This window comes from Domibacillus sp. PGB-M46, from assembly GCF_022668875.1.
In the GTDB taxonomy this organism is placed as follows: domain Bacteria; phylum Bacillota; class Bacilli; order Bacillales; family Domibacillaceae; genus Domibacillus.
The window spans coordinates 1-21148 of sequence record NZ_JAKGCR010000008.1 but is presented as its reverse complement, the minus strand read 5'-3'; the positions used below and the strand labels follow the sequence as shown (position 1 = coordinate 21148).

Below are 21148 nucleotides of genomic sequence, written 5' to 3'. Positions count from 1 at the left end.
TTGAGCAAAAAAAAATAAAAATTCGACAAAAGAACTATGCGGATTTTGGCAGAAATTGTGGGGTTTTTCCAAAAAAAGATTGGAAATGACTTGTCATAGCCACCAACCTCTTGCATAATGAACAGTGACTGACTGTGACAGGGGAGAATTATGTTGATGAAAAACTCGTATTTAACCGGCTATATGCCGCTCTTATCCATCCTATTATTCAGCTTATCACTTTCGATGTTTGGACAAGCCTTTATTGTAGATATGCTGAAACAAGCAAACTTGTATAATACCATGCTCGATATCTTTACCAAAACAGAAGTAAATCTCGTCGTAATCGGCGGGTTGATGGTTTTATTCACTATGATTTTTGCCACGCTCAAGCTGCTGGCGAATACAGCAAACGAGCTGGCGCTGCTTTTTTTCTCTAAAGATGCAGAAGGAGAGCTGCTGAAAAAAACCCGCTTCGGCGCGGTGATCTATTTTCTGGGCGGACTGGTTTCATTGGTCAGTTTTTCTTCTGCTGTCGGGACGATCATTATTTTTCTTGTGACGTCTGTAGTGTATGTTGTGTACTTTGTTTATAAGCTGAGCCCGCATATTTCAACGCCGCAAATGATTGGAATTATCGTGTTTGAAGCGGTTTTCTGGATTTTCTTCGGCTTATTGCTCGCTCTTATTTTTATGAAGTTATACAATGGCCTGCTGGCTGGTCTACCGCTTTAAAAAAACGAGCTTCGTTTCGAAACGAAGCTCGTTTTTTTTATACAAACAGTGCCGCAATGGCTTCTTTGTTCGGTTTTACAATTCCTTTTTCGGTAATGATCCCTGTAATCAATTCGGCTGGCGCTACGTCAAAAGCCGGGTTGAAAACAGAAATGCCTTCCGGTGCAATGCGCATGCCATTCACTTCGGTAACTTCGGCTGGATCCCTCTCTTCAATAGGAATGGCATCGCCATTTGGTGTATCCAAATCAAAGGTTGACAGGGGAGCAGCAATATAAAACGGAATGCCAAATGATTTGGCTAAAACAGCAAGGCCGAAGGTTCCGATTTTATTAGCAGAGTCCCCGTTCGCTGCTACACGGTCGGCTCCTGTAATCACCGCTGAAATATTTTTCGTTTTCATCGTGTGTGCTGCCATACTGTCCGTAATCAGTGTGACATCTACACCGGCCTGCATAAGCTCCCACGTAGTGAGGCGGGCTCCCTGGAACACAGGGCGTGTTTCACAAGCAAAAACGGACAAGTGGATTCCATGCTCTTTTGAAAGAAAGAAAGGGGCAAGCGCCGTTCCATATTTTGCAGTTGCAATAGAGCCTGCATTACAAATCGTCATGACATGGTCACCGTCGTTGAAAAGAGGAAGAGCGTGTTCGCCAATCGCCCGGCACACATCTTCGTCTTCTTTTTGAATAGCAAGTGCTTCGGCAAGCACGTTTTTGCGCAGTGCGGCGGCTGTCTCAGATTTAACGACCACGTCATTCATCCGATTCAATGCCCAGAATAAATTAACAGCTGTTGGGCGGGACTGTGAAAGATAGCCGCTGTCGATTAATACTTTTTCCCTTAGTTCACCAAGGTCATCAGAGGGGTGACGGAGTGCCGACAATGCGACACCAAAAGCAGCCGCAATTCCAATAGCCGGTGCCCCGCGGACAGCGAGAGACTTGATTGCGTCAAACACAGCCGGAACCGTTTCTAACGTTAAATATTCAGTTACATGAGGCAATTTTCGCTGGTCAAGCAGTTGGATCGCATCGTTCTCCCAGAAGACGGATTGTGGAATATTCATTGAAGTGCCTCCTTTACAGCTGCCACTAACTGATCGGCAGATGAATAGGAAGCCCGCTCTTTAACAAAGTGAGCGCCAAGCGACAGAGAGTGGCGTTTCGCCTGCAGGCGCTGCTGATCATCCACGATGCCATCCAAATCTTTTACGTGGGCAAGTCCAATTGTCCGGCGAATCATTTCAAGTCCCATAAAGCCGGCAGCCTGTTCAAAAATATCCGCCAGCAGCCACTCTAAATAGCCTTCTGTTTTTGCGAATGCTTCCGTATTTTGTTCGTTCCAAAGACGGCTGAACTCATGGTTAAAAACATCCCAAACAGTCACAATATGCTCGTAAAGCGGCTCGCGACGACCCTCTTCGCGGGATAGAACATTCATAAACAGGTTCGCCGTAAAGTGAGCAATATCAAATCCGAATGGCCCATAGAAAGCAAATTCCGGATCGATGATTTTAGTTTCAGCAGGGCTCGCAAAAATGCTTCCCGTGTGCAGGTCCCCGTGCAAAAGCGCATCACCCGCTGTTAAAAACAAGCGCTTCAACTGGGCAGCATGAAGCTTCAATTCATCATCCTGCCAGAGCTTTTCCACATCCGTACGCAAGCTCTCTTCGAAATCATTCGTTCCTGCATCAAAAAACGGATCCGTAAACACAAGTCCTTCTGTAATATCGCACAGCTCAGGATTGCTGAATGTATGCTGCAGCTTCTTTTTCTCCTGCGGACCGAGTGCGAAATCCGAGGTTCCGTACAGCGTGCGTGCAATAAATTCACCGGTATGGCGGGCAATCAGCGGATAATCTTCTCCTTGAATCAGGCCTGTCCGGGCAATGGTTAAATGAGATAAATCTTCCATAATTGTAATCGCTAAATCTTTATCAGAATAGTAGACTTTAGGGGTATAGTCAGGCGCAAATGTTCCTTGCAGGCGCAGAGCACGGTTTTCAATGTCAGCCCGTTCAAGCGTCAGCGGCCAGCTTTCTCCTACTACTTTTGCATAAGGAAGGGCTTGTTTAACAATAAGACTTTTTTCTGTTCCTTTTATATGAAACACGTAATTTAAATTGCCATCTCCGATTTCATTTGCAGAAACGGTATCGGTTTCCGTGAGCAAACCAAGCTTTTTAACGAGGGCAACCGCAGAATCTATCGTTAAGGGTTCATATGAAGACATGGTCATTCCTCCAAATATATTTACAATTTGATCAATAATATATATATTTATGACTGAAATTGCAAGAAAATTTTAAGTAGGTGAACGAATGAAGCAATTTAAACAATCACAGCTGTTATCCGGGCTGCCCGACCAATTTTTTGCGGCGCTTACCAAAAAAGCCGCCCAATATGTCAGCGCCGGACACGATGTTATTAATCTAGGACAAGGCAATCCAGACCAGCCGACTCCGGAGCATATTGTAGCGTCTTTAAAAGAAGCAGCAGAGCGGCCGGATTTTCATAAATACCCGCCGTTTCAAGGACAGAGTTTCTTAAAGGAAGCAGCGGCCGGCTTTTATAAGCGGGAGTATGATGTAGACCTGGACCCGCAGACGGAAATCGCTATTTTATTCGGCGGCAAAGCGGGGCTCGTTGAGCTGCCAATGTGTTTAATGAATCCAGGCGAATATATGCTCGTGCCTGACCCTGGCTATCCGGATTATTGGTCGGGAGCAGCGCTTGCCGGCGTTCAAATGGATTACATGCCGCTTGTGGAAGAAAACCGCTTTTTGCCGGATTACGGGGATATCGGGAAAGCCCGGCTCGAACGAGCAAAAATGCTTTTGCTGAACTATCCAAACAATCCGACTGGTGCACAGGCGACCCGGGCATTTTTTGATGAAACCGTCGCGCTTGCACATGAGCATGATATTTGTGTGGTACACGACTTTGCGTATGGAGGAATTGGCTTTGATGGACAGAAGCCGCCAAGTTTTCTGCAGTCACAAGGCGCGAAAGAAGTTGGCGTAGAGCTGTACACATTGTCGAAGACCTATAATATGGCCGGCTGGCGGGTCGCATTTTTAGCGGGGAATCCAAGTGTGATTTCTGCGGTCAACCTGCTGCAGGATCATATGTATGTAAGTCTTTTCAGTGCCATTCAGCAGGCTGCAGCTGCTGCACTTTCAGGGCCGCAGGATTGTGTGCGGGAATTATCAACCCGGTACGAAAAGCGCCGTAACGCACTTGTTGATGCCTGCCGGTCAATCGGCTGGAATGTGACGGCCCCGGCTGGTTCATTTTTCGCCTGGCTCCCAGTGCCAAAGCCTTACACATCCGTTCAGTTTTCCGATTTACTGCTGGAAAAAGCACATGTTGTCACAGCGCCGGGTATTGGATTTGGTGCCCATGGGGAAGGCTATGTCCGTGTTGGACTGCTGACGGAGGAAGCGCGGCTGCAAGAAGCCATCCGGCGCATTGGCCGCCTTGGCTTGTTTTCCGCTCTTTAATGAAGGTCCGCTCCATTGACAAATTAACTGAAAAATGACACAATCCTAGTAAACTAGTAGGTATTTAGAATGGAGAAAAGCTATATGAACGAAGTGATCGCAACGTACCGCCTGTTTGATCAAAAAGGCGCTTTTGAAAAAAAAGCAGAAGGAATCGCACTTGGTTTAACGATTGGTTCTTGGACCGATTTGCCGCTTCTGGAACAGGAGCAGTTAAAGCAGCATAAAGGGCGTGTTCTGTCTGTTCAGGAAACCGGAGAAGAAACGGTTTATGGGCGCGGGGCAGAAGTGAAAATTGCCTATCCGGCTGCCAACTTCAGCGCGGATTTGCCGGCGATTCTCGTGACGGTGTTTGGCAAACTGTCACTTGACGGTGCGGTCCAGCTGGTCGATTTATCCCTTTCAGATGATCTTGCCCGTCGTTTCCCGGGGCCAAAGTATGGTGTCGAAGGCATTCGCGAACAGACCGGTGCTTACGGGCGTCCGCTTCTTATGAGTATTTTCAAAGGCGTAATTGGCCGCGATATGGCGTATATGGAAGAGCAGCTGCGAGCGCAAATCGCCGGCGGTATTGATATCGTCAAAGATGATGAAATTTTATTTGATAATCCGCTGACACCGTTTGAAGAGCGCGTAAAGCTTGGAAAACGGGTTATCGAGCAAAGCGGCCGAAAAGCGCTGTATGCCGTAAACCTGTCAGGACGTACAAGCGAATTGAAAGAAAAAGCGTATCAGGGCATTGAGCTTGGCGCTTCTGCGTTTTTGTTTAATGTATTTGCTTATGGGCTTGATGTGCTGCAGGAGCTCGCTGAGGATCCAAAGATCAGCGTGCCGATCATGGCGCACCCTGCTGTCTCAGGCGCCTTCACATCTGCACCATATCACGGCTTTTCAACTGAGCTTATGCTTGGCAAGCTCGTGCGAATGGCGGGAGCTGATTTTACACTGTTTCCATCTCCATATGGATCGGTGGCACTTGAGCGATCAGCAGCGCTTAAAACAGCAGAAATGGCGCTCCAGACAAGTGTGCATAAGCCCACTTTTCCGGTTCCATCAGCGGGCATTCATCCAGGGCTTGTTCCTGTTCTGTATGATGACTTTGGAAAAGATTCGATCATTAACGCAGGAGGCGGGGTTCACGGCCACCCGACTGGTGCAGAAGGCGGCGGGCGTGCATTCCGACAGGCCATTGATGCGGTTTTAGCCGGCCGGACTCTTGAGCAGGCAGCAGAAGAAAATGAAGAGCTGCGTGTGGCACTTGATTTATGGGGGAGCAAATAAATGATGCAAAACCCCGTTATTATTTGTGACTTTGATGGCACTATTACAAGGAATGACAATATTATTGCCATCATGAAGAAATTCGCTCCTCCAGAGTGGATTGCGCTGAAAGACGGCGTCCTTTCCCAGAAAATCTCGATTAAGGAAGGCGTCGGCCGAATGTTTTCATTGCTTCCTTCTTCTCAAAGAAGTGAAATTACAGAATTTATTCTGGCAGATGCAAAAATTCGGGAAGGATTTTCTGAGTTTGTCGCGTATACAAAAGAGGCAGGTATTCCGCTTTACGTAGTCAGCGGCGGAATGGACTTTTTTGTGAAACAAATTTTACAGGGCCTTGTGCCGGAAGACCATATTTACTGCAATGAAGCTGATTTCTCAGGCAGCCATATTCATATTAAATGGCCGCATTCCTGTGACGAGCATTGTACAAACGAATGCGGCTGCTGCAAACCGTCGATTGTCCGTCATATTGCACCGGGGCAGGAGATGATTGTGATCGGGGACTCCGTGACCGATCTTGAAGCAGCCAAGCTTGCCAGTTTTGTGATTGCCAGAGATTTGCTGCTGCAAAAAAGCGAAGAGCTGGGCCTTTCTCACAAGCCATTTGAAACGTTTTGGGATGTTATCGACCATGTGAAAGAGGTAGTGAAATGAATGCATTACAGTTAAGATGGAATGATCTGGCGGAAGTTAAAAGAGAGCTTGCTGCCCGTGATTGGTTTCCCGGCACAAGTGGAAATCTATCTATTAAAGTAGACAAAGAGTCTTTTTTAGTAACAGCCAGCGGCAAAGACAAGCGAAAAGAAACGGATGAGGATTTTTTGCTTGTAGACCTTCAAGGTCAAGCGATTGAAGGATTTACCGGTAAGCCGTCCGCTGAAACACTTCTTCACGTAGAAGTGTATGGGAAAACGGCTGCCGGCTGCAGCCTCCACGTACACACAGTGGACAATAATGTCATCTCTGAGCTGTACGCTGAAGAAGGAGCCGTAACATTCAGCGGCCAGGAAATCATTAAAGCATTTGGCATTTGGGAAGAAAATGCATCGATTACGGTACCGATTATTCCGAATCATGCCCATATCCCGGCTCTCGCCAAAGAGTTCGGCCGCTATGTTACACAGGATGCCGGTGCCGTTTTGATCCGTAATCACGGTATTACGGTATGGGGCAAAGATGCATTCGAAGCGAAAAAGTTTTTAGAAGCCTATGAATTTTTGTTTTCATGGCATATTAAATTACAGATGTTGAAAGGAAGATAACAAAATGGCAGTCATTCAATTTCAAGAAACAGGCGAACGTATTACCGATAAAAACGCAATTGATGCATTTTTAGCAGCACAGGAAGTTATTTATGAAAAATGGGATATTTCCAAACTTCCGGAAAACCTTCGTGAAAACTATGCGTTGTCAGATGAAGAAAAGCAGCAAATCCTTGAGGTGTTCGGTGAAGAAATCCGTGATATTTCAGAGCGCCGCGGCTATCAGGCGCACGATGTGATTTCCCTGTCTGACAGCACACCTAATTTAGATGAGCTTTTAACAAACTTTCAAAAAATCCATATCCACACAGATGACGAAGTTCGTTTTATCGTCAGCGGCCATGGAATTTTTGCGATCCAGGCAAAAGACGGCCAGTTCTTTAATGTTGAACTTGAGCCGGGTGATTTGATTTCTGTACCGGTCAACACGCGTCATTACTTTACGTTGATGGACGATCGTAAAGTGGTTGCCGTCCGTATTTTCGTAACAACAGAAGGCTGGGTGCCAATCTACGACGAAACAAACGCATGATGAATCAGAACCGGACCCTGCGTCCGGTTTTTCTTTGCAAAAAAACGCACATCCGGGTTCGGATGTGCGTTTTCATTATCTCATAATGCGTTTCCAGATCAGCTGGTGCGGGGCATAGGATTCCATAAAGCGAATATTATCCCACTTGTTTTCGTATTTGTCTTTCCCCGTCCATACAGCAGCTGTGTAGCCTTCCGTTAAGCCGACAAACCAAAGGTCACGGTAGCTGTTTGTTGTACCGGTTTTCCCACCAATATACGACGTAGCAAAGTTCGCTTTTTTCCCGGTTCCATTTTTTACAACATTGGTCAGCATCGCCCGCATTTTGTAAGAAGTGGCTGTTGACCAGACTCGGACCGGCTCCTCATCCCATGCAAACAGCGTATTGCCGTGAAAGTCCGTAACACGTTTGATCGCATGAGGTTTTGTATACGTGCCGTCAACAAAGGATGTATAGGCGCTTGCCATTTCCAATGTGGTCATCCCGTAATCAAAGCCGCCCAGTGCTGTTGCAGGAGCGTTATGATCAGTTTCTGTTACTTTTTCAAATTCAAACTTATCCAGGTAGCTGTAAGCCCGTTCCATGCCTGTTTTTATTAGAAGGCGCAGAGCGGCTGTATTATGTGACTTGGCCAGCGCTTCTTTGATAGGCACCATTCCATACTCTGTTTTACTGTAATTGGATGGGCAGTAGCCTTGATAGCAGTAATTGTCCGCTGAAACCATCTCATTGATATCCGCTCCATACGTATCCAGATAAGGCGCATAATCAAGCAGCGGCTTAATTGTTGAGCCCGGCTGGCGGTATCCTTGGAAAGCGCGGTTGAAGGCTGTTTTCTGAAAACCTTTACCACCCGACATAGCAACAATATCATGGGATTGATTACCAATAACGGCAGCAGATGCCTGGACTGATGAGCCGGCCAGCACGTTATTGACGGCATTTACTGCTTTTGATTGAATGTCCGGGTCAAGCGCTGTGTGAATGACAATACCGGACGCCAGTACTTCTGCGACGCGGTCGCTCAGCTTTTGCTGGATCGCTTCACGGGCGTCGCCCTCAGCGTTTAAAAGCTGCTGGTCAAAGCCTTCCGACTCCGAAATCAGCTCTCTGAATTCATGCATCACGTAAGTTGAGTAGTCTGGATATTTATCTAAACGATCCCGTACTTTCAACGTGATTTTTTCACTTTTGATTTGTTCCGCTTCCTCAGGAGTAATAAATTCCTCACGGGCCATAATATCAATCAGCCGTTCCTGACGCTTTTTCGTATTTTCAACGTTTCTTTCAGGATCATAAAGAGTTGGGTTGTTTGGGATGGCTGCAATAAAAGCCATCTGTGCTTTGGACAGCTTGTCCACCGGCTTTTGGAAGTAATACTGCGCAGCCGCTTCAACACCATATGTGTTGTGGTTGAAATAAATAACATTTAAATATAAATCTAGTATTTCTTCTTTATCTAGTTTTTTCTCGATCTGATAGGAATACAGCACTTCGGCAATTTTCCGTGCCAGCGTCCGGTCTTGTGTCAGATAAATATTGCGTGCCACCTGCTGGGTAATCGTACTGGCGCCTTGTTCAATTTCGTCTGACTGGGCGTTTACCATGAATGCACGAATCACAGCTGCCGCATCAATACCGGAATGCTCATAGAAATGCTTATCTTCCGACTGAAGAAAGAGTTCTTTTAGAAAAGAAGGGATTTTTTCCCCATCGACTACAATTCGGTTAGGCTGATATAACTCAACGTAAATATCCCCGTTTGTGTCTTTTATCTTGCTTGCCTGAGGCAGATCTACTTCGTTAATGACTATCTTTTCTTCTACGTAATCATCAAAATTTTGCACTTTTCCCGCTTCTGCATCCGCATAATAAAATGTTAAAACAGAGAGGGGGATGAGTAAAATGATGAGTACATATCCTAAAACCGTTCTCATTCACTAACCGCCTTTTTCGAGGTTTAAACGTGCATATGTACCATAATAAAGGAAATAACTTTGGAAATAAAGGGCTCTTCTTCACAAAAGTGGGCTATTTGAACGAAACTTTGTACATAAGTTCATATTCTTTTTTCACAGACTGAAGTGCCTCGAGGCTGCGGGCAGAAAAAGCATTTTCCCGGTCTTTTAATCTTTTTTCAAGCTTATGAACAGCAGCGATGAGAGATTCATTGTAATCCAGGGGAGCTCCTTCGTAAGAGTGGACAGCTGATTCCGGAATGTTCGCCTGTTCGTGATGCGCCAATGCTTTACGCTCATGAAAAAACGGCACATCCGCTTCGTTTGGATTGTGCAGATCTCCCTGGGCAGGATGACGTAAAACAGATGAGATTTTTACTGTATAGATACCGGGGCGGATGCCAGTAATCATTCCAATATATTTGCCTGATTTATAATGGGCTGTTACTAAATCACCAATGTTCATATTTTTCCCTCCTTAATGGATTATTGTATCAATATTCCTGTGTGAATGGAAATAACATTATCGTACAGTTGGATTTATGAAAGTGTCCTGCTATAATAGACGGGAACAACGAATGGAGGCATGGCCTGTGTGGATGAATCTTTTGGTCGGATTTGGTAATTTTTTGTATTTCCCGGAAGACAAAAGCGAGTACATTCCAGCGGCCATCTCAATGAGTGTGTTTGTGCTGATGGCAATCGGCGCGTTTCTTCTAATTAAAAGTATATCAAAAAAAGAAGAAGAGCGGACAAAGCATTTGGAAGAACAAATTCAAAGAGCCAACAAAACGAAGCATAAGCGTTATCAATAAATGAAAGAAGACATTCCGCTCCAGGGCGGGAGAGGTTCGCGAATTCCCTCTATAAAAAACTAAGGAAAAAACCGGCAGATGACGGTTTTTTTCTCGTGTCTTCGCGTTCCATTTCTTTCGAATAAGAAAGAAGGAAGACTATATGTTAAAAAATGAAAAAGCCGTTGTTGTTTTCAGCGGCGGCCAGGACAGTACTACGTGCTTGTTCTGGGCGAAACAAACTTTTAAAGATGTGATTGCGGTAACGTTTAATTACGGACAGCGGCATGATGCTGAGATTGAGGTGGCAAAAGAAATTGCCGCGGATTTAGAGGTGCCGCACCATGTGCTTGATATGGGATTGTTAAACCAGCTGGCACCGAGTGCACTCACTCGTTCTGATATCGATATTGAAATCAAAGAAGGAGAGCTTCCATCTACATTTGTGGAAGGACGCAATCTGCTGTTTCTTTCGTTTGCGGCGATTCTTGGGAAGCAGGCTGGAGCCCGTCACATTGTAACAGGCGTATGCGAAACAGATTTTAGCGGCTACCCGGATTGCCGTGATTCTTTTGTAAAATCATTGAATGTCACGCTTAACTTATCAATGGATCATGATTTTGTGATTCATACCCCGCTTATGTGGCTGGATAAAAAAGAAACATGGAAGCTTGCCGATGAACTGGGCGCTTTTGAATATGTACGGGATCGGACGCTTACCTGCTATAACGGAATAAAGGGATCGGGGTGCGGTGAATGCCCGGCGTGCCAGCTGCGTCAAAACGGCCTTGATCAGTTTATAGAGGAAAAAGGAGGCGGCGTGCAATGATGCAGCAGATTTATCCAGCGCCAGCGCACGATTTCCGCTATGAATTAAACAAAGATTTTCATTTTGCCGCAGCGCACTATGTGCCGCATGAAGAAGCGGGATCCTGCCGGAACATACATGGACATACGTACTTCGTCAACATTACGGTTGCTGGGGACCAGCTGAACGATTCCGGCTTCTTGGTGAATTTTCAGCTGATCAAGTCACTTGTGCATAAACGTTTTGACCATACTCTTTTAAACGAAGATGGGCTTTTTTCTGAAGATCTTTCAGAACGCTTTCCCACAACGGAAGTGGTAGCCCGCACAATTTGGGAAGTGATCCAAAAAGAACTCGATCAAACGGCCAATAAGCCAAAATGTCTTCAAGTGTTTGTGCGTGAAACACCAACAAGCTATGTGGTTTTCCGTCCGAAAAAAGGTGATTTTGCATGATTCCTGTATTAGAGGTTTTTGGTCCGACTGTTCAAGGGGAAGGAGCCGTCATTGGCCGCAAGACAATGTTCGTCCGGACGGCCGGCTGTGATTATCGCTGTTCCTGGTGTGACTCGGCTTTTACGTGGGATGGAAGTGCGAAAGACGAGATTCGCAAAATGACACCGGAAGAAATTTGGACGGAGCTTTGCAGCGTTGGAGGAAATACGTTTGATCATGTAACGATTTCAGGAGGCAACCCTGCGCTTTTGCCGCACATTGATGGGTTACTTGAGCTGTTTAAAGAAAAAGGCATCACATCTGCACTTGAAACGCAGGGAACAAAGTATCAGCCCTGGTTTAAAGACATTGATGAATTGACGATTTCGCCAAAGCCGCCGAGCTCTGGCATGGTGACGGACTTTGATAAACTGGCTCATATTGTCACGCAGACAGCCGGCCAGCCTGTCAGCTTAAAAGTGGTTGTTTTCAATGAAGAAGATTTAGCTTATGCAAAGAGTGTGCATAAGCGGTTTCCGGATGTGCCGTTTTATTTGCAGGTAGGCAACGACAGGCTTGATGAAGAAGATGACAGCCGGCTGCTTGCATATTTAGCAGGCCGGTATGAATGGCTGATTAATCTTGTTATGCCGGATGCTGATTTTAAACGTGTGCGGGTGCTTCCGCAGCTTCATACATTTGTGTGGGGAAACAAAAAGGGTGTATAAAAAAGCCAGGCCGTTCTGCGGCCTGGCTTTTTTCGATTAAAGGGATTCTACGGCTCTTTTCATTCGTTCCATCGTTTCAGCCACAGCAGAGCGCGGGCAGGCGACATTAATCCTCATAAACCCTTCTCCGCCCGGTCCGTATTTAGCACCGTTTCCGAGAGCCACACCATGCTTGAGAAAAAGATCCAGCAGCTCTTTGTCTGAAAGGCCAAGTGTTCGGCAATCTACCCAAACGAGATAGCTTCCTTCCGGCTCCATAATAGAAAGAGCGGGAATATGTTCATCTGCATATTCTTTTACTAGCTGTATATTTCCATGAATATATTCCAACACTTCATCGAGCCAATCATGGCCGTATCGATAAGCCGCTTCCATGCCGACAATGCCCATTTGATTCAGCGTAAACTGACCTTGTTTCGCAAACAGCGTCTGCAGTTTCATACGAATGGTTTTATCCGGCACAATAAGGGCGGAAGCCTGCAGGCCGGCTAAATTAAATGTTTTGCTTGGGGCGATAAGTGTAATCGTAAAAGCTGCATATTTTTCTTTCAGTGATGCAGCGGGGACGTGTTTATGAGGCGTGCGTGTTAAATCAGAATGAATTTCATCAGAAACAAGGATAACGCCATGCTTTTCACACAGGTCCGCTGTTTTTGCCAGCTCTTCCGCTGTCCAGACACGGCCGCCTGGATTATGAGGGGAACAGAGCACCATCATTTTTGCTTTCTCTTGAACCATTTTTTGTTCAAGATCCGCGAAATCCATTTCGTAACGTCCGTCTTGAAGAAGCAGCTCATTGTACACAAGCGTGCGCCCGTTTCGCTGAATCATATCAAAAAATGGATTGTAAACAGGCGGCTGCACAATCACCGCATCTCCCGGCTCGGTCAACGCTTCAACAGCTGCACCAATAGACGGAACCACACCATGATTAAACAGCAGCCATTCTTTTTTTATGGCCCAGCCATGCCGGTCTTGCATCCAGTTGACGATAGCCTCCCGCGTAGAGTCCGGTACAATCGTATAGCCGTACACGCCATGCTCCGCTGATTGTTTAATGGCTTCAATCACAACATCCGGCGCTTTAAAATCCATATCTGCTACCCACATCGGCAAGACATCTTCGCGGCCAAATACGGTTTTTAATCCATCCCATTTTACCGCGTTTGTTCCGCGGCGCTCAATGACTTCATCAAATCTTGACATGCCTTTCACTCTCCTTGACAATAAACATACATCAAGTTGGAAGGTGATACAAATGAATGAAACTGCTCAATTAAACTTTGCGCTTGCAGACGTACTGCAGGCGTTTGACCCTTATAAAGCAGGAGAAGGATTTTACGATACAGAAATGGCGGATGTGATTTATGCGGTTTACCAGGAGGATGATGCTGAAAAGCTGGCGGCAGAGATTCGCCGTATTTATGAGCATTCGTTTGATGCTCCGATGCCGGGAGGGGATCCTATTCATCTCGCAAAAAAACTGCTTTCTATTAAACAAACCATTTCTTGCTCTTTGTGAAAAAACACAAATATAATCGTATTTTTTAGCGAGGTACACAAACCGTTTCGTTTTTTGCTATAATGATCCATGTAGCTTTTGATATCGCTGAGGAGGATTCGTAATGAAGCTGAATGAAAAAGAAGTGGAAATTCTGGAAATTCTGCAAAAAGACGCACGGTTTGAGGCAGTGGACATTGCCAAAATGATCGGTACGTCAGAAACTGAAGTCGCGGAGACGATTCGCCGCCTGGAAGAAGAAAAGGTGATTGTTCACTATGCCACACTCGTTGACTGGGCGAAGATGGACAATTTCACAGGTGTAACGGCGATGATCGACGTGAAAGTCACGCCGAAACGAGGTGTCGGTTTTGACGAAGTGGCAGAACGGATTTACCGCTTCAAAGAAGTCAGCTCTGTTTATTTAATGTCAGGGGTTTATGATTTATCGGTAACCGTTGAAGGGCAGTCCATGAATGAAATTGCCCGCTTTGTTTCCGAAAAATTATCTACGCTTGATTCAGTCGTTTCCACAACTACTCATTTTCAACTGAAAAAATATAAGCATGATGGCAAGATTTATGCATCAAAGCGTGAAGATAACCGAATCGTGGTGTCGCCATAATGACACTCACTAAAAAAAGTTATGTGGCAAAGTCTGTGGAAAAAATGCGCCCGTCCGGTATCCGGAAATTTTTTGACCTGGCTGCGACAATGGAAGGAGTTGTTTCTCTCGGTGTAGGGGAGCCCGACTTCGTCACTACATGGTCTGTACGGGAAGCTGCTATCAATTCATTAGAGCGAGGCTTTACCTCGTATACGGCGAATGCCGGTTTGATAGAACTGCGGACAGAGATCGCCCGTTATATGGCAGACCGGTTTCGAGTAAGTTATTCTCCACAAGAAGAAGTGATTGTTACGGTAGGGGCAAGTCAGGCGCTCGATATTGCGATGCGTGCGATTATTGACCCGGGTGATGAAATCATTGTGGTAGAGCCTTGCTTTGTGTCTTACGCTCCCCTGGTAGAGTTGACAGGCGGTCATGCTGTAACGATTGGCACAACGGGGGAGACCGGTTTTAAACTGCAGCCGGAGCAGCTTGAAGCAGCGATCACCCCGAGAACGAAAGCCGTTTTGCTTTGCTATCCAAATAACCCGACCGGCACCCAGCTGGACCGGGAGGATCTTGAAGCGATCGCTTCGATTGTGAAAAAACACGATTTGCTTGTAATTGCGGATGAAATATACGCAGAGCTGGCATACGACCAATCACACACATCGATCGCATCACTTAGTGGAATGCGGGAGCGGACGATTTTAATTAACGGCTTTTCCAAAGGATTTGCCATGACCGGCTGGCGGCTTGGCTTTACATGCGCGCCCGAAGAAATCTCACGGGCCATGCTGAAAATTCATCAATATACGATGATGTGTGCTTCTACACCTGCACAGTATGCAGCCGTCGAAGCTTTGCAGAACGGAATGGCGGACGTGGAAAGCATGAAAAAAGATTACCGGCAGCGTCGTAATTACATGGTGCAGTCGTTTAAAGAAATCGGTCTTGACTGTCATTTGCCAGGCGGTGCTTTCTATGTGTTTCCATCCATTCAATCAACAGGTTTAACTTCTGAACAGTTTGCCGAAGCGCTGCTGCTTGAAGAAAAAGTCGCTGTAGTGCCGGGCTCCGTGTTCGGTAAGGGAGGGGAAGGGTATATTCGTTGTTCCTATGCATCCTCTATGAGCCAGCTGCAGGAAGCCATCAAACGAATTAGCCGCTTTTTAGAGAAGCAGAAAAGAAGTGCCGTGTAAACGGCACTTCTTTTTTTGTTAAAAAACCGGTAGATAATGTTATGTCAATCAAAAGTGTGATATAATATCGCGACGCATAAAACAAGAAACCACAAAAAAACTGGAGAGATTTGATGGAACCAAAATTTGAACCGGGACAAATTGTGACCGGGAAAATTACCGGCATCCAGCCATATGGTGCATTTGTAGCGCTGGATCATGGCCGTCAGGGACTTGTCCACATTTCGGAAATTACCCATGGATTTGTCCGTGATGTCCATGATTATTTAACGGTGGGCGATGAAATTACGGTAAAAGTGCTATCGGTAAATGAAGACGAAAGCAAGATCAGCTTGTCGATCCGGGCAACAGACGAAGGGGGCCGAAACCATCGGCGCGGTATTCGCATTGATGATGACGGAGACGGTTTCCATCCACTACAGGACAAGCTGCAGGAGTGGATCGAGCAATCAATGAAAGAAGAACGAAAAAAAGGGTGACGGATTGCTTGCGAATCATCCTTGCACCGGCGTAAAATGAAAATGAAAACGGAAGCAAAAAGCAAGATTGAAAAAATGAGAATAAAAGAGGCGAAGGTACATGGCTGAGAACTTAAACTTATTCACATCAACCCAGAATGTCATTAAAGAAGCGCTGACAAAACTCGGTTACACAGAAGAAATGTACGAGCTGTTGAAAGAGCCGCTCCGGATGATGACGGTGCGCATTCCGGTGAAAATGGATGATGGATCGGTTAAAATTTTCACCGGCTACCGGGCGCAGCACAATGACGCACCTGGCCCGACAAAAGGCGGAGTCCGCTTTCACCCTGAAGTTAATGAAGAAGAAGTGAAAGCGCTATCGATGTGGATGACGCTGAAAGCTGGCATTGTAGATCTTCCATATGGCGGCGGAAAAGGCGGCGTTGTATGTGATCCTCGTCAGCTGTCTATGCGTGAAATTGAGAATATCAGCCGTGGCTATGTTCGGGCGATCAGCCAGATTGTCGGCCCGACAAAAGATATTCCAGCTCCGGATGTGTATACGAACTCCCAGATTATGGCCTGGATGATGGATGAATACAGCCGGATTCGTGAATTTGATTCACCTGGATTTATTACCGGAAAGCCGCTCGCACTTGGAGGATCACATGGCCGTGAAAAGGCGACTGCCCAAGGTGTAACGATTTGTATTCACGAAGCTGCTAAAAAGCGAAACATTGATATTAAAGGCGCTCGCGTGATCGTTCAGGGATTTGGAAACGCCGGAAGCTTTTTATCGAAATTTATGCATGATGCCGGAGCGAAAGTCGTTGGTATTTCAGATGCGTATGGCGGACTTTATGATCCGAACGGTCTCGATATTGACTATTTATTAGACCGCCGCGATAGTTTTGGGACGATTACGACACTGTTTGATAATACAATTACAAACCAGCAGCTTTTAGAGATGGATTGTGATATTTTGGTGCCGGCGGCTATCTCAAATCAAATTACCGCTGACAATGCACATAATATTAAAGCATCCATTGTAGTAGAGGCGGCAAATGGACCGACAACGCTTGAAGCAACAAAGATTTTATCAGAACGCGATATTTTGCTTGTTCCGGATGTTCTGGCAAGCTCTGGTGGTGTAACGGTATCTTACTTTGAATGGGTGCAAAACAACCAGGGCTACTATTGGACGGAAGAAGAAGTAAATAAAAAATTGCATGACAACTTAACAAAAGCATTTGATAATATTTATGAAGTGGCGCAAACACGCGGTGTCAATATGCGTCTTGCCGCCTACATGGTCGGAGTACGCCGCGCGGCAGAAGCTTCCAAGTTTAGAGGATGGGTATAAACCGGCTGATGATCAGCCGGTTTTTTTATGCCTCAAGGTCAATCAGTTGAAAAACAAACAGCTTCTTTCGCATAATGAAAAAGAAAAGGAGCTGAAGTAAATGAATCAATTTGTGTATTGGAATCCGGTAAAGTGGATTTTCGGTAAAGATACGGCGATGCAATTACGGGATAATGTTGCTTCGTTTGGTGAAAACATCCTTCTCGTTTATGGAGGCGGCAGCATTAAAAAAAGCGGTCTTTACGATGAAGTCATTGAGCAGCTGGACGGCTTTAATATTACGGAGCTTTCCGGCGTGGAACCGAACCCTCGTCTTTCAACGGTCAAGCGCGGCGCAGAACTGTGCCGGGCAAATGATGTTTCTTTTATTCTTGCGGTTGGAGGCGGCAGTGTGATTGACTGTACCAAAGCGATTGCAGCAGCCGCAAAATTTGAAGGAGATCCATGGGACTTTATTACACGAAAAGCCACTGTGGAAGAAGCGCTCCCATTTGGAACAATTTTAACCCACGCAGCGACTGCTTCTGAAATGAATTCTGGATCCGTTATTACAAACTGGGATACAAATGAAAAACTTGGATGGGGAAGCCCGCACACCTTCCCGAAATTTTCTATTTGTGATCCGAAATGGACATTAACGGTGCCGCGTGATCAAACCGTTTATGGGATCGTAGATATGATGTCACATATGTTGGAACAGTACTTCCACAATGCAGAGGAAACCGATGTGCAGGATCGTTTAATTGAAGGGACAATGAAAACACTGATAGAAAAAGCACCGGCGCTTATGAATAACCTTCAGGATGAAAAGCTGCGTGAAACCGTAATGTTTGCCGGTACGCTTGGATTAAACGGTATGCTGCAAATGGGGTACCGCGGCGACTGGGCAACCCATAACATTGAGCATGCAGTGTCAGCTGTATATGACATACCGCATGGCGGCGGCCTGGCGATTATTTTTCCGAATTGGATGAACCACAATATCGATGTGAAACCGGAACGCTTCAAGCAGCTCGCGGTGCGTGTTTTTGATGTAGACCCAGAAGGGAAATCAGATCGCGAAGCGGGCTTGGAAGGGATTGAAGCACTTCGTACATTCTGGACATCAATCGGGGCTCCGTCACGCCTTGCTGACTACGATATTGATGACAGCCGTCTTGAGGAAATGGCGGGAAAAACGTTATTTAATGGTCCGTTTGGGAATTTTACTAAATTGGATCGGGAAGACGTGGTCGCGATCTTACGTGCGTCACTTTAACCGGGCGGAATTAAGCCCGGTTTTTCCTTGTTTTTTTCCTTGCGAAACCGCGTACAGTCGTATACAGTTAAGTGGAAAAATACCGTTTAGATGGAGGGTAATGAAGAATGACGCATATTAAGTTTGATTACTCAAATGCACTGCCTTTTTTCGGAGAACATGAAATCGATTATTTAAAAGACGCTGTAAAAGTAGCTCACCATTCTTTACATGAAAAAACAGGCCAAGGAAGCGACTATCTTGGGTGGATCGACCTTCCGGTTGATTATGATAAAGAAGAATTCGCCCGTATTCAAAAAGCGGCCGAAAAAATCCGCCAGGACTCTGATGTTTTAGTGGTAATCGGTATTGGCGGCTCTTACCTTGGCGCCCGTGCAGCGATTGACATGCTGAACCACAGCTTCTATAACGTGCTTTCATCTGAAAAGCGCAACGGCCCGCAAGTATTCTTTGCCGGAAATAACATTAGTTCTACATACATGAGTGACCTTATCGAAGTGCTGGAAGGGAAAAACTGGTCAATTAATGTTATTTCTAAATCCGGTACTACAACAGAGCCGGCGCTTGCATTCCGCTTGTTCCGTGACCTGCTTGAAAAACAATACGGAAAAGAAGAAGCGAAGAGCCGTATTTACGCAACGACGGACAAAGCACGCGGCGCTTTAAAAACCGTTGCGGATGAAGAAGGATACGAAACATTCGTTATTCCTGATGATGTCGGCGGCCGTTATTCTGTTTTGACAGCCGTAGGCCTTCTGCCAATTGCAGCAGCAGGGGCGGATATTGAAGCCATGATGCAGGGAGCTCGCGATGCTCGTGAAGCGTACAGCTCGTCTGAACTTCAAGAAAATGAAGCGTACCAGTACGCAGCAGTTCGCAATATTTTGTACAACAAAGGCAAAACAATTGAAATGTTGATTAACTATGAGCCGGGGCTTCAATACTTCTCTGAGTGGTGGAAGCAGTTATTTGGGGAAAGTGAAGGAAAAGACTTTAAAGGTATTTATCCATCGTCTGCCAATTTCTCAACCGATCTTCATTCGTTGGGCCAATATGTTCAGGAAGGGCGCCGCGACTTGTTTGAAACCGTTGTTCGTGTTGAAAACCCGCGCAAGTCCTTAACGATTGAAAAAGCAGAAAATGATCTGGATGGGTTAAATTACCTGGCAGGTGAAACAGTAGACTTCGTGAATAATAAAGCATTTGAAGGAACCCTTCTTGCCCATACGGATGGCGGTGTACCGAACTTAACCGTTTCTATTCCAGCTATGGACGCGTACACATTCGGCTACACAGTTTATTTCTTCGAAAAAGCATGCGCAATCAGCGGCTACCTTCTTGGTGTGAACCCGTTCGACCAGCCGGGCGTAGAAGCATATAAAGTGAATATGTTTGCGCTTCTTGGTAAACCAGGTTTTGAAGAAAAGAAAGCCGAGCTTGAAAAACGACTTCGCGGGGAATAATTCCCCCGAAGTTTTTTAAAAAAGACTTGCATTAGCTGAAAAAATCTTTATAATATAATCTAGACGCTAAGAAATACATATAGCTTAAAAACGGGGGCTTAGCTCAGCTGGGAGAGCGCTTGCATGGCATGCAAGAGGTCGTCGGTTCGATCCCGATAGTCTCCATATATTGATGAATGAAAAGCTGTTCCAATTGGAACAGCTTTTTTATTGTTTAAAAGAAGAAGGAAGTCTGCTTATGTGCTTTCAAGCTCGACAGATTGCACATGGGGAATTTCATATAGGGTATAATAAATTTCTGTAGTTCGTCTTTTGAAATGTACACCTGCGGCAAAAACCAGTGAATGAGTATGGCGCTTTTCATCATATAAAATACGAATTTCTTTAACTGTAATTTTGCCTTTTTTTACGTCTTTTAAAGTTTCTTTAACATAATGGTGCGAGGCAGTTCTTAATTTAATGTGCAGGCCTTTTTCCTGGAGGCGGCTTGGAGCGGCAAACCGAAGAACAACAGGCAGCATTTCTACAGCCAGGATAATAAGGATTATACCTGCAAGTGCCGCCGCATAAAAGCCGGCACCGACAATAATACCAATACCTGCAGCGCCCCAGATCATGGCCGCGGTCGTTAAGCCGGAAATGGTGTCATTTTCCCGGTGCGGGATTACACCTGCACCGGGAAAACCAATGCCCGAAACAATTTGGGCGGATAATCTCAAAGGATCCATGGTCACATTTACACCGGCATCTCCATGATAAAAATAAACAGATTCCACTGAAACAGAGGTTAACAGGCAGCTGATAACGGAGATCACGATGCTTGTTTTTAAGCCGGCCGGCTTGCTTTTTAATTCGCGATCTAACCCTATAATGGCCTCGAGTCCGCCGGATAACCCAGGCTTAAGCAGTAAAGCGAAGTATCATTTTCCATTCCATACAATCTGCCGCCTTCCTATAAAGGAGGGTCTTTAGGTGTTTGTTTCATATTATACAGGATAGATAATTATACGTGAGTTTCTTTTCAGTTTGAGAAAGAAGAAAATATTCTTCTTAAAATGCTTGCATAAAGGTAAAAAGTTATGATATATTATTTTTTGTCGTTAGCAGTAAAAAACAAATTGCTCACAGGTTTCTTTGAAAAATGGATTGCTAAATTTGTTTAATATGTTATAATAATAAATGTCGTAAAAAAGTCAGGCGGCAATAGCGAAGAGGTCACACCCGTTCCCATCCCGAACACGGCCGTTAAGCTCTTCAGCGCCGATGGTAGTTGGGG

At 45.5% G+C, this 21148-nt stretch carries 23 protein-coding genes, 1 tRNA gene, 1 rRNA gene and 1 riboswitch; of the genes, 19 read left to right on the top strand and 6 right to left on the bottom strand.

All coding sequences use genetic code 11. The features are described 5' to 3' along the window. Positions 1-156: 156 nt before the first annotated feature. Positions 157-714 (top strand): DUF5366 family protein, encoded by a 558-nt coding sequence (locus tag L2D08_RS12010; RefSeq protein WP_242234018.1) that lies wholly within the window; start codon positions 157-159, stop codon positions 712-714. 37 nt (positions 715-751) lie between these two features. Here the strand turns inward: L2D08_RS12010 and mtnA are convergent, their stop codons facing one another. Together mtnA and mtnK are read right to left on the bottom strand one after the other, a co-directional pair. Then, positions 752-1783 (bottom strand): S-methyl-5-thioribose-1-phosphate isomerase, encoded by a 1032-nt coding sequence (gene mtnA, locus L2D08_RS12005; RefSeq protein WP_242234017.1) that lies wholly within the window; start codon positions 1781-1783, stop codon positions 752-754. Further along, a complete protein-coding gene (mtnK, locus tag L2D08_RS12000) occupies positions 1780-2949 on the bottom strand; it encodes an S-methyl-5-thioribose kinase (protein WP_375337581.1) in 1170 nt (389 codons plus the stop codon). The genes mtnA and mtnK overlap by 4 nt, the downstream gene beginning before the upstream one ends. Positions 2950-3037: 88 nt before the next feature. Here mtnK and L2D08_RS11995 point away from each other — a divergent pair, with 88 nt between their 5' ends. The 5 genes from L2D08_RS11995 to L2D08_RS11975 all read left to right on the top strand — a co-directional run bounded on the left by L2D08_RS11995 (position 3038) and on the right by L2D08_RS11975 (position 7294). Further along, positions 3038-4219 carry a pyridoxal phosphate-dependent aminotransferase gene (locus L2D08_RS11995; RefSeq protein ID WP_242234015.1) on the top strand — a complete coding sequence of 394 codons (1182 nt, stop codon included), beginning with the start codon at positions 3038-3040 and terminating at the stop codon, positions 4217-4219. Between the two features lie 84 nt (positions 4220-4303). Next, positions 4304-5500 carry a 2,3-diketo-5-methylthiopentyl-1-phosphate enolase gene (locus L2D08_RS11990; RefSeq protein WP_242234014.1) on the top strand — a complete coding sequence of 399 codons (1197 nt, stop codon included), beginning with the start codon at positions 4304-4306 and terminating at the stop codon, positions 5498-5500. Between the two features lie 3 nt (positions 5501-5503). After that, on the top strand, positions 5504-6154 hold the full coding sequence (locus tag L2D08_RS11985) for a 2-hydroxy-3-keto-5-methylthiopentenyl-1-phosphate phosphatase (RefSeq protein WP_242234151.1): 651 nt from the start codon (positions 5504-5506) through the stop codon (positions 6152-6154). Then, a complete protein-coding gene (locus L2D08_RS11980; protein WP_242234013.1) occupies positions 6151-6762 on the top strand; it encodes a methylthioribulose 1-phosphate dehydratase in 612 nt (203 codons plus the stop codon). Before L2D08_RS11985 ends, L2D08_RS11980 begins: the two co-directional genes overlap by 4 nt. A gap of 4 nt (positions 6763-6766) precedes the next feature. Further along, entirely contained in the window at positions 6767-7294 is a 528-nt protein-coding gene (locus L2D08_RS11975) for a 1,2-dihydroxy-3-keto-5-methylthiopentene dioxygenase (RefSeq protein WP_242234012.1), read from the top strand. A gap of 75 nt (positions 7295-7369) precedes the next feature. On the opposite strand, the gene L2D08_RS11970 is transcribed toward L2D08_RS11975, so the two are convergent. Together L2D08_RS11970 and kapB are read right to left on the bottom strand one after the other, a co-directional pair. Then, positions 7370-9232 (bottom strand): transglycosylase domain-containing protein, encoded by a 1863-nt coding sequence (locus L2D08_RS11970; RefSeq protein WP_242234011.1) that lies wholly within the window; start codon positions 9230-9232, stop codon positions 7370-7372. Positions 9233-9326: 94 nt separating this feature from the next. After that, entirely contained in the window at positions 9327-9719 is a 393-nt protein-coding gene (gene kapB, locus L2D08_RS11965; protein WP_242234010.1) for a kinase-associated lipoprotein KapB, read from the bottom strand. A gap of 133 nt (positions 9720-9852) precedes the next feature. Here kapB and L2D08_RS11960 point away from each other — a divergent pair, with 133 nt between their 5' ends. From L2D08_RS11960 to queE, 4 genes are all read left to right on the top strand, one after another. After that, positions 9853-10068, top strand: coding sequence for a hypothetical protein (locus L2D08_RS11960; RefSeq protein ID WP_242234149.1), 216 nt, complete (start codon positions 9853-9855; stop codon positions 10066-10068). Between the two features lie 25 nt (positions 10069-10093). After that, a riboswitch (PreQ1 riboswitch) is annotated at positions 10094-10137 on the top strand. A 73-nt stretch (positions 10138-10210) separates the two neighbouring features. Continuing rightward, complete coding sequence (queC, locus tag L2D08_RS11955; protein ID WP_242234009.1) at positions 10211-10876, top strand: 7-cyano-7-deazaguanine synthase QueC; 666 nt, start codon at positions 10211-10213, stop codon at positions 10874-10876. After that, a complete protein-coding gene (gene queD / locus L2D08_RS11950) occupies positions 10873-11310 on the top strand; it encodes a 6-carboxytetrahydropterin synthase QueD (protein ID WP_242234008.1) in 438 nt (145 codons plus the stop codon). The genes queC and queD overlap by 4 nt, the downstream gene beginning before the upstream one ends. Beyond that, positions 11307-12017: a 7-carboxy-7-deazaguanine synthase QueE gene (queE, locus tag L2D08_RS11945; protein WP_242234007.1), complete on the top strand. Its 711-nt coding sequence runs from the start codon at positions 11307-11309 to the stop codon at positions 12015-12017. Before queD ends, queE begins: the two co-directional genes overlap by 4 nt. 36 nt (positions 12018-12053) lie before the next feature. Here queE and L2D08_RS11940 read toward each other — a convergent pair whose 3' ends face one another. Further along, positions 12054-13223: a MalY/PatB family protein gene (locus tag L2D08_RS11940; protein WP_242234006.1), complete on the bottom strand. Its 1170-nt coding sequence runs from the start codon at positions 13221-13223 to the stop codon at positions 12054-12056. Positions 13224-13275: 52 nt separating this feature from the next. Here L2D08_RS11940 and L2D08_RS11935 point away from each other — a divergent pair, with 52 nt between their 5' ends. The 8 genes from L2D08_RS11935 to L2D08_RS11900 all read left to right on the top strand — a co-directional run bounded on the left by L2D08_RS11935 (position 13276) and on the right by L2D08_RS11900 (position 20037). After that, the gene (locus tag L2D08_RS11935; RefSeq protein ID WP_242234005.1) at positions 13276-13539 is read left to right on the top strand and encodes a DUF1871 family protein; all 264 of its coding nucleotides are present in this window, start codon (positions 13276-13278) and stop codon (positions 13537-13539) included. Positions 13540-13642: 103 nt separating this feature from the next. Continuing rightward, positions 13643-14143 (top strand): Lrp/AsnC family transcriptional regulator, encoded by a 501-nt coding sequence (locus L2D08_RS11930; protein WP_242234004.1) that lies wholly within the window; start codon positions 13643-13645, stop codon positions 14141-14143. Next, positions 14143-15327, top strand: a complete 1185-nt coding sequence (locus L2D08_RS11925) for an aminotransferase (protein WP_242234003.1) — start codon at positions 14143-14145, stop codon at positions 15325-15327. The genes L2D08_RS11930 and L2D08_RS11925 overlap by 1 nt, the downstream gene beginning before the upstream one ends. Before the next feature lie 113 nt (positions 15328-15440). Continuing rightward, positions 15441-15806, top strand: coding sequence for a S1 domain-containing post-transcriptional regulator GSP13 (gene yugI / locus L2D08_RS11920; RefSeq protein ID WP_050183036.1), 366 nt, complete (start codon positions 15441-15443; stop codon positions 15804-15806). Between the two features lie 100 nt (positions 15807-15906). Continuing rightward, the gene (locus tag L2D08_RS11915) at positions 15907-17151 is read left to right on the top strand and encodes a Glu/Leu/Phe/Val family dehydrogenase (protein WP_242234002.1); all 1245 of its coding nucleotides are present in this window, start codon (positions 15907-15909) and stop codon (positions 17149-17151) included. Positions 17152-17251: 100 nt separating this feature from the next. Beyond that, on the top strand, positions 17252-18409 hold the full coding sequence (locus L2D08_RS11910) for an iron-containing alcohol dehydrogenase (RefSeq protein ID WP_242234001.1): 1158 nt from the start codon (positions 17252-17254) through the stop codon (positions 18407-18409). A gap of 107 nt (positions 18410-18516) precedes the next feature. After that, on the top strand, positions 18517-19872 hold the full coding sequence (locus tag L2D08_RS11905; RefSeq protein WP_242234000.1) for a glucose-6-phosphate isomerase: 1356 nt from the start codon (positions 18517-18519) through the stop codon (positions 19870-19872). A 92-nt stretch (positions 19873-19964) separates the two neighbouring features. After that, a tRNA-Ala gene (locus tag L2D08_RS11900) sits at positions 19965-20037 on the top strand. A 71-nt stretch (positions 20038-20108) separates the two neighbouring features. Here the strand turns inward: L2D08_RS11900 and L2D08_RS11895 are convergent. After that, the gene (locus L2D08_RS11895) at positions 20109-20741 is read right to left on the bottom strand and encodes an MgtC/SapB family protein (RefSeq protein WP_375337582.1); all 633 of its coding nucleotides are present in this window, start codon (positions 20739-20741) and stop codon (positions 20109-20111) included. Positions 20742-21065: 324 nt separating this feature from the next. Here L2D08_RS11895 and rrf point away from each other — a divergent pair. Next, positions 21066-21148, top strand: a 5S ribosomal RNA gene (gene rrf, locus L2D08_RS11890); the annotation flags it as partial.